This is a genomic window from Nocardia flavorosea NBRC 108225, from assembly GCF_001613385.1.
Classification (GTDB): domain Bacteria; phylum Actinomycetota; class Actinomycetes; order Mycobacteriales; family Mycobacteriaceae; genus Nocardia; species Nocardia flavorosea.
Genome location: NZ_BDCG01000010.1, coordinates 185,818 through 200,278, shown reverse-complemented (window position 1 = coordinate 200,278; position 14,461 = coordinate 185,818). Strand labels below are relative to the sequence as shown.

Genomic DNA, 14,461 nt, shown 5'->3' with positions numbered 1-14,461 from the left:
CCGAGGTGCCGGAGACCGGTTCAGTAGTAGGCAAGTCGTTTCTCCAGTCGTCTGATCAGCACCGAGGTCGGGTAACTGGCCACCAGGAAGAACACACCGGCCAGGGTCATCGCCTCGAGATATGCATAGTGACGGGCCCCGAACTGCTGTGCGGCCGTCACCAGTTCGACGACGGTGATGGCGAACAGGAACGGGGTGTCCTTGAACATCGACACCGCATTGGTGCCGAGGGCGGGCACACTGGCCCGGATGGCCTGAGGCAGGATCACGGCCCGCCAGGTGCGCACCGGTGGCAGCGACAGTGCCCGCGCCGCCTCCCACTGGCCCGGCGGAACCGATTCGATTCCCGCTCGGTACACCTCCGCCAGATACCCGGCGTAATGGATACCGAGCACCACGATCCCGATCTGCAGGGCCGAGAACTGCGGTAGCAGGGTGTATGCGAACAGCAGTTGCACCACCAGCGGGGTGAACCGGATGAACTCGCTTAGTGCGTGCACCGGCCACGCGATCCAGCGGGGGAGGGAACGCCGGGTGATCGCGATGACCAACCCGAGCGCAGCGGCGATCGCGAACCCGAGCACCGTCGCCAGCAGGGTGATCGTGAACCCGTCCCACAGCACGGGTAATGCGTCGGCGGCGCGTTCCCAACTCCAGTCGACGGTCATAGCGCCTCCTTCCCGGCGGATACAGGCAGTCCGCAGAGGCCGGAGTGCCGGCGGCGGTAGCGCATCACGGCGTCACCTTCTTCCGGGCCGGCGTGGTGCCGGAGACCGAGTCCAGCGAAGTGTCGGGCGCGAGGCGCAGCACATCACGCAGCGAAGGTCCGCGGCCGAGTTTGTGTTTGGCCCGTGCTTCCAGCAGGTTCATCCCCAGGCTGAGCAGATAGGCGATCACGAAGTAGATCAGCAGGCCGATGCCGTAGGCGAACAGGGTGTCGCCGGTGCTGTCCCGCAGCTTTTCGATCTCGAAGGTCAGATCCTGGAGGGTGATGTAGGAGGCGACCGCAGTGCCTTTCAACAGGTGCACCAGCAGGTTGGCCAGCGGCGGGATCATCAGCGCCCACGCCTGTGGGAACAGTACCCGGCGTAGCCGCTGCCACGGGCTGAATCCCAGCGCTACCGAGGCTTCGACCTGCGCTTTCGGTACCGAGTTCAAGGCGCCCCGAACGACTTCCGCACCGTAGGCGCCGTAATTGAGGCCCAGCGCGAGGATTCCGCAGAATACCGGATCGAGCTGATATCCCAGCAGCGGCAGCACGTAGTAGAACCAGAACAGCTGTACCAGCAGTGAGGTGCCGCGGAAGAACTCGATCGAGATCCGGGCGGGGCCGCGCACCAGGATGCTGCGGGCCCGGGCCGTCGTTCCCAGCGTGAGGGCCAGGACGAAGGCCAGTGCCGCCCCGCCGACCGTCAGCTGGAGGGTGATCAGTATGCCTTCACCGATACGCGGCAGCGCATCGGTGAAGGCGTGGAAATTGTTCACCGGCCACCTCTCCCTTCCGGGCCCGGCGGGCCGGAGCGGGGGCGTGCCGGTGTGTAGTTGTCGACCGGCACGATCAGATATCGCCCGTGCACAGTTTGGCGGTGGTCAGTTCGGGATCGGGCAGTTCGGCTTCGGTGAACCCGAATTCGCCGACGATCGACAGGTACTTGTCCTTGTCCGAGGTGATCTTGCGCAGTTCCGTGTTGTAGGCGTCGAGCAGCTCCCGGTTATCGGTGCGGAAGACCGTACCGCCCGCACCGACCTGGGGTTTGCCGTCGATTTCGGCGACGAACGACTCGGTGACCTCGACCGGTGCGTCCGGGTTGTGGTCGGCCAGCCAATTCAGCGAGATCGCGGTGAGCGCGAAAACGTCCGAGCGGCCCGAGGTCACCGCGTCCATACCGTCCTGTGGTCTCCCGACCTGGGTGGCGTCGATCCCCAGCGAGGTGGCGTAGTCGGATTCGATGGCGCCCGTCATCACGGCCATCTTGGCGCCCTTGTCCTTGATCGACGGCATATCGGTGAGCCCGAGCGGGTTGCCCTCCTTCACCATGAGCGCCGTCGTGTACATGAACTCTGGCTCACTGAACGCGGCCTGTTCACAACGTTCGGGCAGGATCGACATCCCCGCGCTCACCGCGTCGAAGCGCTGCGCCTGCAACCCCGGGATCAGGGCGCCGAAATCGGTTTGCACGCCGTCGACCGTCTCGATGCCGAGATTCCGGAAGATCTCGCGGTGCAGGGCCACCGTCGCCCCGGTGAGCTGACCGTTCTCCTCGAACGAATACGGTGCCTCGCCGGCGAACCCGACTGTGACGGTGCCCTTGTCCTTCAGGGACTGCAGGAGGTCACCACCGGCCGCCGTATCGGTCTTGGTGCATCCCGACAGCGTCGCCGCCGTCAGTACCGCACCCGCGACGAGTGCGATTGCGCGCGCCCTTGATTTCTTGGTTCCCATCACGGCCGACCTTTCCACGGGGCGCTGACGCAGGCTTTCCGATATCCATATGCGGGGCATACAGGTCAGCGACCATTTTTCAGTTTGTGCGGAACATTTCACCGAAATCCCGGTGGAACGAACCCTAGCGGCGTCCGGTTCCGACTCTCGGCGCCGCAATGAATCTGCAAAGAAAAGTTCAAAATATGTATATCACAAAGTTATTCAAAAGTGTTTCAAATGTTATTTGCCGAGTGGATTCGGTAGTTCGGAAACCCGCCCCGACCGGCACAGACCCGCCCGGGCGCGCTCCCGGCCGAGCAGCGGGGAATAGGGTGTCGGCCGGGATCGGGCAGGGTCTACGCTGAGCAACCGTGATCACCCGCCTCTCCCGACTCTTCCTCCGTACGTTGCGCGACGACCCCGCCGACGCCGAGGTGCCCAGCCACAAGCTGCTGGTGCGCGCCGGCTATGTGCGCCGGGTTGCGCCGGGTGTGTACTCGTGGCTGCCGCTCGGCCTGCGGGTACTGCACAAGGTCGAGGAGGTGGTGCGCGAGGAGATGAACGCCATCGGCGGGCAGGAGATCTCACTACCCGCGCTGTTGCCGCGTGATCCCTACGAGGCCACCAATCGCTGGACCGAATACGGAGACAGCCTGTTCCGGCTGCGCGACCGCAAGGGCGCCGACTACCTGCTCGGTCCCACCCACGAGGAGCTGTTCACGCTCACCGTGAAGGGTGAGTACAACTCCTACAAGGATCTGCCCGTCACCCTGTATCAGATCCAGGCCAAGTATCGCGACGAGGAACGTCCCCGCGCCGGCATTCTGCGCGGTCGCGAATTCATCATGAAGGACTCCTACTCCTTCGACCTCGACGAGGCCGGCCTGAAGGCGAGCTACAACGCGCACCGCGAGGCTTATCAGCGGATCTTCGAACGCCTCGGGGTCGAGTACGTGATCGTCGCCGCTACCTCGGGCGCGATGGGCGGAAGCGCCTCCGAGGAGTTCCTCGCCGACAGTCCCGTCGGCGAGGACACCTACGTCGTCTGCCGGGAATCGGGTTACGCCGCGAACGTCGAGGCCGTGGTCACTCCCGCGCCCGAGCCGCTGTCGCTCGAGGGGCAGCCGGAGGCCGTCGTCCACGACACCCCCGACACCCCCACCATCGCCACTCTCGTCGACTGGGCCAATGCGGCCGGTATCGGTGAGCGCCTCGGCCGGCCGGTCACGGCCGCCGACACCCTCAAGAACGTGATGGTGAAACTCCGGCATCCGGACGGTAAAACCGAGATCGTCGGCATCGGTGTCCCGGGCGACCGCGAGGTCGACGACAAACGGCTCGGCGCCTCGGTGGAACCCGCCGAGGTGGAACTGCTCACCGACGCCGATTTCGCCGCCAACCCCTTCCTGGTCAAGGGGTATATCGGTCCGAGGGGGCTGCAGGCCAACGGTATCCGTTACCTGGTCGATCCGCGAGTGGTCACCGGAACATCCTGGATCACCGGTGCGGACGCACCCGGTGAACATGTGGTCGGCCTGGTCGCCGGTCGTGACTTCACCCCCGACGGCACCATCGAGGCGGCGCAGGTGCGCGACGGCGATCCGTCGCCCGACGGCCGCGGCACCCTGGTCTCGGCCCGCGGTATCGAGATCGGCCATATCTTCCAGCTCGGCTACAAATACACCGACGCCTTCGAGGTCGACGTCCTCGGTGAGAACGGCAAACCGGTACGGCTCGTCATGGGGTCCTACGGTATCGGGGTTTCGCGGCTGGTGGCGGTTATCGCCGAACAGCAGCACGACGGCAAGGGCCTGCGCTGGCCGAGCGAGGTTGCGCCCTACGACGTGCACGTGGTGATCGCGAACAAGGACGATGCGGCACGTGCGGGCGCCGAACAAGTGGTGGCCGAACTGAACACCCAGGGAGTGGACGTTCTCTTCGACGATCGCACCGCTTCACCCGGTGTGAAGTTCAAGGACGCCGAACTGCTCGGTATGCCCTATGTCCTGGTGATCGGCCGCGGCTGGGCCGAGGGCAAGGTGGAACTGCGCGACCGGTTCACCGGTGAAACCCTCGATATCCCGGCGGATTCCGCGGTCTCTGCCGTACTGGAGCGCATCCGGAGCTGATCCCGGATCGCGTCGGGGCGTTCGTTCCCGGGCCGAGAGGAATTCACCTGCTCCGCCACAGCACTCGCCATGAAGGGGTGTGGTGTGCGGTCCGGCCCAGCGTGGGTCTCACCGGGTGGTCGCGGCGCGTGTCAACTGTTCCGCGGCCGTGCGCACGGCTGCGGCGGCATCGCGCCGCTCGGTGATGGAATAGCTGATGATGGCGCCCTCGTGCAGGCTCAGGAGTTGCACCGCGACGGTTTCGTGGCCGGCGGCCCCGGCTTCGGCGAGTAGCCGATCGAACAGTTCGTACAGCCATGTCTTCTCGGCGACGATCACCTGCCGGCCCGGATGGTCGGGTTCGGGGAGTTCGGCGAAGGCATTGATGAAACTGCAGCCCCGGGTGTTGTCCGGGAGCCATTCGGGCAGGACGTCGAACGGTGTCAGGACGCGTTCGACGGGGTCGGTGTGGTCGGCGAGGCGGGTCTCGATCAAGGCGCGCCAGCGGCGGTCGCGCTGTTCGAGGTAGGTGACCAGCAGGCCGTCCTTCGAGCCGAAACGGTCGTAGAGGGTTCGTTTGGTGACGCCTGATTCGGCGGCAATGGTGTCGACCCCGACCGCGTGGATACCGCGTGTGTAGAAGAGCTCGGCGGCCGTATCGAGTATCCGTTGTGCCGCCGGCGTCAGTGTCGTGTTCGCGATGTGCGCGGATGTGGACATATCCCAACCCCTTGCATTCACAGGTCTGTGAACCTAGTCTATCGGTAACAGCAACTTCACAGATCTGTGTAGTGGAGGTAGGTATGAGACGAGCAGTGCAGACGGTGACGCGTGCGTTGCGGGATTTCGCCCTCGGGATTCATCTCGCCAACGGCATCCGGCACGGCGTACCGCGGAGTATCGAGAGGCCGGGCTGCCCCGTGTCGCCGCGGCAGTCCGGCGCCGATCGGGCGGCCCCGGATGAGCCGGTAACGCCCGTGTTCACTCAGTCGTTCGCCTGCCCGGCCGTGGCGAGGAGTTCCCGGGTGTGATCCCGCAGACGCCGGGCCGCCTCGGGGTCGAACGCCACGCCCTCGGTGTCGACGGCGTTGTCCTGCATATACGCCGACAGTGGCACCTCCGGTGGGTTGTCCAGATGGCGCATGATGCGCGCGACCGCGGCCTCGGCCGGCTGGCCCCTCCGGCGCATATCGTCGACGAGGGCCCGGTCGGTGGCGGAGTAGTCGCCCGTGAAAGCGGTGGCGGTGAGTCCGGGGTGTAGCAGTAGGTAGCGGATATTGCTGTGTGAATGGTCCTCGGTGAAGGCGACGGCCAGTAGGTCGCTCAGTTTGCCGCACTGGTGCATTACCGCGTCGGGATCGTAGGCTTTCGCGAATTGCAAGTCGTCCCAGCGGATTCGGGAGAGATCGCCACCCGGGCCGGACAGATCCAGGATTACCGGAGTCTCCGCCCGTTCCAAGCTCCCGGCCGAGCCGTAGGTCAGCAGGTGGCGGCTCAGATAGAACAGTGCAAAGGATGCTTCGAATCCTTCCGGTGTCACGCTCCGGGCGGACCGGTAGAAGCGAGCGCCGAGGACGAGGATGTCGATGACGGGGTAAGCGGTGCGCAGTCGTTCGAGAATGCGATGGTTCTCGCTCACCGACGCGAGGTCGGCGCGGAGGAATTCGATGCGGTCGGCGGCCCCGAGCCGGGCCGCCGCGTCGATGATCGTGCGCGCCTTGCCCGTGCTCCGCCCGATGATCACCACCTTGTCGCCGCGTTCGAGATAGGTGAGGGCGAGAGATCGGCCTATACCGTCCGTTCCGCCGGTAATTACCACTGTCTTCATGCAGACTCCCTGGGTGATATGGCACTACTGATTCGACTCGTTTTCTGGACTCATGAGTCTAGTTCGACGGGTGGTGATTGCACCAGGGGGTCTGGAAAACCAGCCAGATGGGTCTAGTATCGGCCCGTGACTTCGGCCGGAATTCCCGCGCGCCCACGTGGCCGCGTCGACAAACAGCAGGCGATCCTGGCGGCGGCGTTCACGGTTTTTGCGCGCACCGGCTACACCCAAACCCGGATGGATCAGATCGCCGCCGAGGCCGGGGTGGCCAAAGCGACCGTATACAGCCACTTCGGTGACAAGGAACAGGTATTCCGGCATGCGGTGCGGGCACTGTCGGAGGCGGCGCGGCAGGCGAATCTGGCTGTCGTCGAGCGTATTGCCGAGCCCGGTGCGGATATCGCGGCGACTCTCCGCGCCGCCGGGGGTGACCTGGTCCGGTGCTATTGCAGTCCCGAATCGCGCGCGCTGCGGCGCCTGGTGTGTGCCGAGGCCGGGCAATTCCCGGAACTCACCGGAAACGTCGACGAGGTGTCCGGTCAGGTTCTGCGCGCGCTGGCCGACCGATTCGCCCGTCTCGCGCTGGCCGGCGTGCTACGGCTCGACGATCCGGATCTGGCGGCTGGGCAGTGGACCGCCCTGCTCACCGGCGCGCTTCCGGCGCGGTATCAGTTCGGTGTCGAACCGCTGCCCGAAAGCGAAGTGGACGCCGTCGCTGTCGCGGCGACGACAACATTCTTGGCAGCTTTCGGTGACTGAGCGCCCGGCCGGCTGCCGGCAGGACCTGACACTCGGTCCGCCTGCTCGGCCTGGGATCCGGCATGCACCACAATCCCGGCGCTGGATGGTGGCCTCGGCGACAGGATGAAGGTGGCGACCTCGGACGAATCCGCAGGGCGGCCCAGCGGGATCGTGACCAGATCGTCGGGGATGCCCTCGGTCATCGGGGTGCGGATCAGGCCGAGGTGTCCCGAGTTGACCCGGATATTGTCGCGCCCCGCGCAAGCAGGGACTTCGTACCGGGTGGAGCTCACCGGGGAGCCCTCCTACGCCGTCGATATCAGTCCGTCGAGCCGCCGGGGTGATCACAACTACGCCGCGATCCTGGCCGGAGTGGGCCGGGTGGTCAATGCCATACCTGCCGCCGTGGCAGCCGAGCCGGGCATTCGGACCACCGGTGACCTGCCGATGTACACCGGACCAGGTCTCACCCCGCCCGCCTGACGCGGTAGGCCCGGCCGGCGGATTCGGCAGCGATGCACCGTCGCGCCTAAGCTCGAATACCTGGGGCGAGCCGGTGGCTCGTCGCCGACACCAGGAAGGTTGCGCTGAATGTATGAGCCCGACCGGTCCGGCCCGCGTGAGCCGAACCTGTCCGAACTGCGGGAGCGCGCCGCGCACGGTGATTCCGACGCCGTCGCACAGTTGCTCGATATCGGGGACGAACGTACCGATGCCGTCGACCTGAGCGAATACGATATCGATGTGGAAGAACTCGGGGTGGAAACCGCCGAGGACGTCGGCACCGACCGGTAACCCGGTGGACCGGCCCGCCCGCGGGCCGGTCCGCTTGTAGGGTGGGGCGCCATGGGAAGCGCTCCGGCTGTCGTACCGCAGCGACCCCCTGCTCCGGATACCTCTCCGGTATCCGTGCGCTTCGGCCGGATACGGGGGGATATGCGGCGGTGGATATCGTCGCCCGGGAACAAGGTGCTCGGTGCGGCATTCTGCCTGATCGCACTGCAGTTCGTCGTCCGCGGCGCGGTCCTCGCGCACAGCTATTTCTACTGGGACGATCTCATCCTCACCGGCCGGGCCGGTACCTATTCGTTGTGGTCGGCCGAACTACTGCTGCACGACCACGACGGCCATTTCATGCCGCTGGCCTTCGCCGTTTCGTGGCTGGTCACCGCACTGGCGCCACTGAACTGGACGGCCGCCGCCGCGGTATCGCTGCTACTGCAGACAGCCGCCGCGGGCGCGGTACTGCGGCTGCTGCTGGTACTGCTCGGCCGGCGCCCGGCGCTGTTGATCCCGCTGGCCTTCTATCTGTTCGGCCCGCTCACCCTGCCCGCGTTCGCCTGGTGGTCGGCCGCGCTCAACGCACTGCCGTTGCAGTTCGCGCTCGCCTGGGTCGCTGCGGACGCGGTCCTGCTGGATCGCACGGGGCGGCGCAGGTACGCGATATCCGGGGTAGTCGTGGCGGCGGTAGCGCTGCTGTTCTTCGAGAAAGCGGTCGTTGTCCCGTTCGTCGCTTTCGCGGTGGTGGTCCTGCGCCGATATGTCGACGGCCGGGAGTTCGCCTTCGGCATGGTCCTGCGCCGGGGCGGCGCCCTGTGGGCCGGTGCCGCGACAGTCCTGCTGCTCTGGGGCCTGGTGTACTTCGCGGTGGCGGGGATGTCGGCCGGTGAGGCCGGATCCGCCGATATGGCCCAGATGCTGCCCCGGGTCGCATGGGCCGGGGTGGTGACGGCTCTGCTCGGCGGTCCGTGGGGCTGGGAACGCTGGATACCATCCGCGCCCTGGGCGGTGGCGCCCGACTGGGCGGTCTGGACGGCGGTGGTTCTACTGGTGGTGGCGGTGATCGCGACGATCCGGGCCCGTCCTCGCGTCTGGCCGGTCTGGGGGGCGGCGGTGGTGTACCTCCCGGCGGTGCAGATACCGGTGGTACTGATGCGGGCCGGACCCAATACCGTCGACGAACTCATGATGTCGCTGCGCTACCTGGCCGACGCCGCGGTGGTGCTCACGATTGCCGGCGCACTGCTGCTGCGCGCCTTCACCCGCAGCCGGCAACGGACTGCCGAGGCCAACCGTGACCGGCGCCGAGCCCGGTGGCGTGGGACTGTCCCGGCGACAGCTGCAGTCATCGTGTTCGCGGCGAGCAGCCTGTGGTCGACGTACACGTTCACTCGAAGCTGGTCGGAGGGGCCGACGGAAAGCTATGTGACGACCGCGAAACAGGAGTTCGCCGAGTGGGACGGGATACCCCTGCTGGAGCAGGAAGTCCCCTGGAGCGTGCTGAACCCGACCGCCTATCCGCAGAACGAGGCGAGCCGGGTGCTGTCGCCGATCGCCCCGCCCGGTGCCTTCGCCGCCGCCACCGAGCACCTGCGCATGATCACCGATACCGGCGAGTTCGCCGATGCGCGAGTCTGGTGGAACCGCGGCGTCGTACCCGGTCCGGTGCCCGGGTGCGGCCACCGCATCGACGACCGTATGCCCGTCCGGGTGCCGCTGGACGGCCCCATGATCGCCCATGAGTGGACCGCCCAGCTCAACTACTTCGCCGACCGCGCCGCAACGATCACGGTGGGCTTCGAAGCCGGGAAGAAGACCGAGGTCCCGGTGCGGGCCGGAATGCACACCGTCTACGTACGCATTGTCGGTCAAGGATCGGCGCTGCTGGTGCAGAGCCGGACCCCGGGCCTGGCGCTGTGCCTCGGTACCGGACCGGTCGGGGTGGCGTCCTACACATGATGTTCCCAGCTGCGGCAATACCCGTGGGCGCCGCATGAGTATGGCATGCCACGGTGGTGGGTGGCGTCCGGGCACCTACGGCGGGCCGGACGCGCACCGAGACGAGCGCTGAAGGGGAACCGATGACCGAGGGCAGCGGTCACGGTACCGACGGCGCCTCCGTCGATTCGGTCACCGGCGAACTGGCCAACCGGCTCGGCGCGGTGGGGGAATCCGCAGGCAAGGTGATGCGCCGGGATGTCCGCACCGCAGCCGGTGGTGCGGAGTCGATCGCGCTGTTGATACAGGCCGATACCGACGGTGCCGGCCGGCTCTCGGCACAGCTTCCCGAGGCATTCGGGCATATCGCCGGCAGTACCGATATCGCCCCGAGGCCGGACCCTTCCGCAGGGCCGCAGCGGATTTCATCGGACCGGCTTGCGGCCGGAGGCGATCCGCCCGTGCCGCCGCGGCCGTCCGGTCCGGACGTTTCTTCCGGCACATCGCCTGCCGGGCCCCCGGATACCCGGCAGGCACCGGCGGGGGACGACGGTGCGCACGAGAGCGAGGCCGGGACGATCGGGCCCGGCCCGGTTGCCGGTCCGGAGTCCGAATCGTCCGGAAAAACGCCGGCCGGGACGGCGGGCACGCAATCTGTACCGGAGCACGAAGCACCCGTCGGGACTGCTGCGGCGGATCCGGCGCAACAGCCCGGGGTCCCGCCCGCTGATCCTGGCGAGGCACCACCACCTTCCGGCACACCGAGCCAGACGCCGTGGACCTCCGGCAACTCCGGCAGCAGTCCCGAGGCGAGCCGCAACGAGACGCCCGGAACCACCCCATGCAATTCCGGGACCCCTCAGGCGATGTCTCATATGCCAGGCATGCCCGGCGGTCTGCCCAGTCTGCCGACTCCGCAGGAAAGATCACCGCGAGGCAATCCGCCCTGGTCACGGGGACGTGGTGACGGAACTGTCTTCCCGCGGGCCCGCCCGGATCGGCATCTGCCGGGCCGAGGGGACCGACCGGACAGGGCCGCCTGGTACGGGCCCGATCGCCGGTAGCTCAGGGCCGGCCCGGGAACGCGGTGGTGGCCGGATCCGCGCCGCGGACGGATTGCCAGACCGCGAGCCGGCCGGCGCTCTCGGTGAGCGCCTCGATCGCGATCCGGCGGGTGATTTCGGTTCCGGCCTGCTCTACGACCGCCCGCCACGCCACGGCCGTATCGGTTTCGACGACGATCGCCAGCTGGGCCGCGGTATCGGGATCGGATACCGCGAGCGGCATCGTGTAGGCCGCCTCGGGCGCCGGTACAATGCCCCGCCGGCCCGACAGGATGTCGACTGTCGCATCCCGGCGGGCCCGGTGCGCCGCGGTGTACTGCGCAACCGTTCGCTGCTGGCCTGCGCCCGCGTGGGACGCGATCATCCCGTAGGCATAGACCGCGGCGTACTCGGCGCCGAGCGCATCGGCCAGCGCCTGCTGTTCGGTCCCGCTCATCCCAGCAGAACCCCCACCTGCACAGCGCACGCGGCGCTGATCGAGGCCAGTAGCCCCGCGCGGTAGCCGGACTGGGTGACCGCCAGGTCGGCGGCCGCGCGCTGGGAGGCGCCGAGCTGGTCGCGAAGCGTTTCGATACTCGGCGGCGTTGCGGGCGCCGGCGTGGTCGTCGGAGCCGGGGTCTGTACGGCGGGCGTGGTGCCGTCGCCGTATACACCGATTGCCCGGTCGATCTCGGTGCGCAGGGCATCGGCGTGGGCGGTGCGCTCATTGGCGATGGTGGTCAGCGCCGCCGTGCGCGCGGGGTCGATCGCGATGGCGGCGGTGGCGGCGGCCGCATCGGTGCGAGCCGAGAACTCCTGGGCGGCCAGTACATCCGGTTCGGTGATCGGATCCTCGGCGCACGAAACGAGCGCGGGCACGATCAACAGACCGGCCGTGCCACCACCGGCAACTCGCAGTGCGGCCCGGCGACTGAAACGACGGGATGCGCTGAAGTCCCGGGGATTCGCAGGTCCGCGAGGAAACCCGGCCGCGGGCCGGTCGGTCACACGCTCGGTCACCGGACCATCGTGCCAGATTCGCGCCCGGCCTCCGAATGGACTCATCCGCCGCATTCCCGTCGTGCTCCGGCTGCCCGGTGTACGAACGCGAGTCGTTGGGCATTGTGGTGAACGAGTCGCCCGGCAGTGCTCGATGACACCACCGGCCCGCCCGGCCCGCGGGCCCGGGGCGCAGGAAGTCGTGCCGATCGATCAGCGCCTGCGCGGGGCACGCGAATCCCGCCTTCGTACCGGACGTGCGGCCGCGGCACGCGCTCCTCGCCGGCCGTGGCTGTAGCCGCGCCGCGCACGTGTGCCGAGCCGCGGGCAGCCCTCCGGCGGCGGACTTACCGCCGACCGCTGGTCCTTTACCTTCTCGCGGCGCGTTACGCTAGGTCACCGGCACAGACTTTCCGTCCGCGTAACAACTGAACCAGGAGCTGCCCATATGCCGATGCCGACCGAGGAAGGGGTGAGCCGGCTCGTAGCCGGACTCGTCGCCGGTCGAGGATTCGATCTCGAGGGAGTCGAGGTTTCCACCGCGGCGGGACAGACCCGGGTGCGGGTGATCGTGGACAGCGACGAAACCGCGGACCTGGACAGTATCGCCGAACTCAGCTCCGAGGTTTCGGCGCGGCTGGACGAAGCGGACGACGAATTCGGTGCCGTCCGGTACCTGCTCGAGGTGACGACGCCGGGTGTGGACCGCCCGCTCACCGCCGACCGGCACTGGCGCCGGGCGCGGGGGCGCAAGGTCAGGATCCGGCTGCGGCCGGGGGTGACACCGCCGGAGCCCGGCCTGCCGACGACGTTCGAGGCCAGAGCCGGTGCCCTCGAAAGTGACCGCATCGCGCTGGTGCTGGGGAGTAAGCGCGCGCCGCGCCTGGTCACCGTCGGACTGGGGGATATCGAACACGCTGTGGTGGAGGTCGAGTTCTCCCCGCCCAGCGCACGTGAACTGGAACTCACCGGAGGTGTCGCCTCCGGTCGTCCACCCGCGGGAGCGGACGCCGCGGAGCACACCGCCACCACCGTCGACGCGTCCGATTCGACCGAAGGGACCATGGAATGAATATCGAAATCGAAGCCCTGCGCGCCATCGTCGCGGATAAGGGGATCTCGATCGAAACCGTGATCTCCGCGATCGAATCCGCATTGCTGACCGCCTACAAGCATACCGAGGGCCATCAGTCCAACGCCCGGGTCGAAATCGATCAGCGCACCGGTCTGGTCCGGGTGCTGGCCACCGAACTCGACGCCGACGGGCAGGTGATCTCCGAATGGGACGACACCCCCGAAGGTTTCGGCCGTATCGCCGCGACCACCGCCCGTCAGGTCGTACTGCAGCGGTTACGCGATGCGGAGAACGAGAAATCCTTCGGCGAATTCTCCACCCACGAGGGCGATATCGTCGGCGGTGTGGTGCAGCGTGATGCGCGTGCCAACGCCCGCGGCACCGTGGTCGTGCGGATCGGCAGCGAGTTGCACGGCACCGAGGGGCTGATCCCGTCCGCGGAGCAGGTGCCGGGGGAGACCTACGAGCACGGCGACCGGATCAAGTGCTATGTGGTCGGCGTGTCCCGTGGGCCGCGCGGGCCACAGATCACCCTCTCGCGGACCCACCCCAATCTCGTGCGGCGCCTGTTCGCGCTCGAGGTGCCCGAGATCGCGGACGGATCGGTGGAGATCGTGGCGGTCGCCCGCGAGGCCGGGCACCGGTCCAAGATCGCGGTCCGGTCCACGGTGTCCGGAGTCAACGCCAAAGGTGCCTGTATCGGCCCGATGGGGCAGCGGGTGCGCAATGTGATGAGCGAACTGGCCGGCGAGAAGATCGACATCATCGACTACGCCGACGATCCGGCAACCTTCGTGGGCAACGCGCTGTCGCCGTCGAAGGTGGTTTCGGTCACAGTTGTCGATCCCGATGCCCGCGCGGCGCGGGTGATCGTGCCCGATTTCCAGCTGTCGCTGGCCATCGGCAAGGAGGGGCAGAACGCGCGGCTCGCCGCCCGGCTCACCGGGTGGCGTATCGATATTCGCAGTGATGCGGCACCGGATTCGGGTGGTTCGGTGCGGACGGAGGCCCAGCGCCGTTGACCACTACCCCGCGCCCGGCGCGCCCCTTGTCCGCCGGTTCACCGGACCGGCGGACAAGCCGCGCCGACCTGCCCGCGGTGCCGTCGCCGGGGGCGGGGTTGGAGAGTGCCGACCGGTCAGCGGTAGAGTGGTGTCAGGTTCGGTCCGAGTCTTCGGTTCCCGCCCACGAACGTGGTGAATCCGCGGCGCCCCGGCGCCCGGAGTATCCGGTGCGTACGTGTGTCGGATGCCGGAAACGCGAACCGGCTGCCGGACTGCTGCGGATCGTGGCGCGTGGGCTCGGCACCGGAAACGGTGCGGAGGCCGTCGTGATCGTTCCCGACCCGCAGCGCAGACTTTCCGGACGGGGTGCCTGGCTGCACCCCTTTTCGTCTTGTCTGCGCACCGCGGTCCGGCGCCGAGCGATCGGCAGAGCACTACGAGTGTCCGGAAATCTGGATATCTCAGCCCTGGAGCAACACCTCGAGAACAGGCACGAGCACTCATGAGCACACCGTGAAGT

Annotated in this window: 14 protein-coding genes and 2 pseudogenes; 8 read left to right on the top strand and 8 right to left on the bottom strand. The window is 67.6% G+C overall.

Going from position 1 to position 14,461, the window contains the following annotated elements; genetic code table 11:
• Positions 1-20: 20 nt before the first annotated feature.
• The 3 genes from ehuD to ehuB form a co-directional block, all read right to left on the bottom strand.
• A complete protein-coding gene (ehuD, locus tag NFL01S_RS12220) occupies positions 21-668 on the bottom strand; it encodes an ectoine/hydroxyectoine ABC transporter permease subunit EhuD (RefSeq protein ID WP_062974488.1) in 648 nt (215 codons plus the stop codon).
• Positions 669-732: 64 nt separating this feature from the next.
• Entirely contained in the window at positions 733-1,485 is a 753-nt protein-coding gene (gene ehuC, locus NFL01S_RS12215) for an ectoine/hydroxyectoine ABC transporter permease subunit EhuC (RefSeq protein ID WP_062974485.1), read from the bottom strand.
• Between the two features lie 73 nt (positions 1,486-1,558).
• Positions 1,559-2,443 (bottom strand): ectoine/hydroxyectoine ABC transporter substrate-binding protein EhuB, encoded by an 885-nt coding sequence (ehuB, locus tag NFL01S_RS12210; RefSeq protein ID WP_062974654.1) that lies wholly within the window; start codon positions 2,441-2,443, stop codon positions 1,559-1,561.
• A gap of 353 nt (positions 2,444-2,796) precedes the next feature.
• On the opposite strand from ehuB, the gene NFL01S_RS12205 reads away from it, so the two are divergent.
• Positions 2,797-4,554: a proline--tRNA ligase gene (locus tag NFL01S_RS12205; RefSeq protein ID WP_062974483.1), complete on the top strand. Its 1,758-nt coding sequence runs from the start codon at positions 2,797-2,799 to the stop codon at positions 4,552-4,554.
• 108 nt (positions 4,555-4,662) lie between these two features.
• Here NFL01S_RS12205 and NFL01S_RS12200 read toward each other — a convergent pair whose 3' ends face one another.
• Together NFL01S_RS12200 and NFL01S_RS12195 are read right to left on the bottom strand one after the other, a co-directional pair.
• Complete coding sequence (locus NFL01S_RS12200; protein ID WP_062974481.1) at positions 4,663-5,253, bottom strand: TetR/AcrR family transcriptional regulator; 591 nt, start codon at positions 5,251-5,253, stop codon at positions 4,663-4,665.
• Positions 5,254-5,518: 265 nt separating this feature from the next.
• Positions 5,519-6,361 carry an SDR family NAD(P)-dependent oxidoreductase gene (locus NFL01S_RS12195; RefSeq protein ID WP_062974479.1) on the bottom strand — a complete coding sequence of 281 codons (843 nt, stop codon included), beginning with the start codon at positions 6,359-6,361 and terminating at the stop codon, positions 5,519-5,521.
• Between the two features lie 126 nt (positions 6,362-6,487).
• Here NFL01S_RS12195 and NFL01S_RS12190 point away from each other — a divergent pair, with 126 nt between their 5' ends.
• On the top strand, positions 6,488-7,120 hold the full coding sequence (locus NFL01S_RS12190) for a TetR/AcrR family transcriptional regulator (protein ID WP_062974477.1): 633 nt from the start codon (positions 6,488-6,490) through the stop codon (positions 7,118-7,120).
• Between the two features lie 101 nt (positions 7,121-7,221).
• Here NFL01S_RS12190 and NFL01S_RS36875 read toward each other — a convergent pair.
• A pseudogene (locus NFL01S_RS36875) lies at positions 7,222-7,350 on the bottom strand (3-alpha-hydroxysteroid dehydrogenase); the annotation flags it as partial.
• Positions 7,351-7,366: 16 nt separating this feature from the next.
• Here NFL01S_RS36875 and NFL01S_RS12185 point away from each other — a divergent pair.
• The 3 genes and pseudogenes from NFL01S_RS12185 to NFL01S_RS12175 all read left to right on the top strand — a co-directional run.
• Positions 7,367-7,585 (top strand): annotated as a pseudogene (locus NFL01S_RS12185) (diacylglycerol kinase); the annotation flags it as partial.
• A 108-nt stretch (positions 7,586-7,693) separates the two neighbouring features.
• Positions 7,694-7,897 (top strand): hypothetical protein, encoded by a 204-nt coding sequence (locus tag NFL01S_RS12180; protein WP_062974472.1) that lies wholly within the window; start codon positions 7,694-7,696, stop codon positions 7,895-7,897.
• A 51-nt stretch (positions 7,898-7,948) separates the two neighbouring features.
• Positions 7,949-9,841, top strand: a complete 1,893-nt coding sequence (locus NFL01S_RS12175; protein WP_245670642.1) for a hypothetical protein — start codon at positions 7,949-7,951, stop codon at positions 9,839-9,841.
• Between the two features lie 1,044 nt (positions 9,842-10,885).
• Here NFL01S_RS12175 and NFL01S_RS12165 read toward each other — a convergent pair.
• Both NFL01S_RS12165 and NFL01S_RS12160 read right to left on the bottom strand, forming a co-directional pair.
• Complete coding sequence (locus tag NFL01S_RS12165; RefSeq protein WP_062974468.1) at positions 10,886-11,320, bottom strand: ferritin-like domain-containing protein; 435 nt, start codon at positions 11,318-11,320, stop codon at positions 10,886-10,888.
• Positions 11,317-11,883 carry a hypothetical protein gene (locus tag NFL01S_RS12160; protein WP_245670640.1) on the bottom strand — a complete coding sequence of 189 codons (567 nt, stop codon included), beginning with the start codon at positions 11,881-11,883 and terminating at the stop codon, positions 11,317-11,319. The genes NFL01S_RS12165 and NFL01S_RS12160 overlap by 4 nt, the downstream gene beginning before the upstream one ends.
• Positions 11,884-12,310: 427 nt before the next feature.
• On the opposite strand from NFL01S_RS12160, the gene rimP reads away from it, so the two are divergent.
• The 3 genes from rimP to NFL01S_RS37455 all read left to right on the top strand — a co-directional run bounded on the left by rimP (position 12,311) and on the right by NFL01S_RS37455 (position 14,447).
• Entirely contained in the window at positions 12,311-12,934 is a 624-nt protein-coding gene (rimP, locus tag NFL01S_RS12155) for a ribosome maturation factor RimP (RefSeq protein ID WP_062974466.1), read from the top strand.
• Positions 12,931-13,959, top strand: a complete 1,029-nt coding sequence (nusA, locus tag NFL01S_RS12150) for a transcription termination factor NusA (RefSeq protein WP_062974464.1) — start codon at positions 12,931-12,933, stop codon at positions 13,957-13,959. The genes rimP and nusA overlap by 4 nt, the downstream gene beginning before the upstream one ends.
• A gap of 77 nt (positions 13,960-14,036) precedes the next feature.
• Positions 14,037-14,447, top strand: coding sequence for a YlxR family protein (locus tag NFL01S_RS37455; RefSeq protein WP_307615130.1), 411 nt, complete (start codon positions 14,037-14,039; stop codon positions 14,445-14,447).
• Positions 14,448-14,461: the final 14 nt, after the last annotated feature.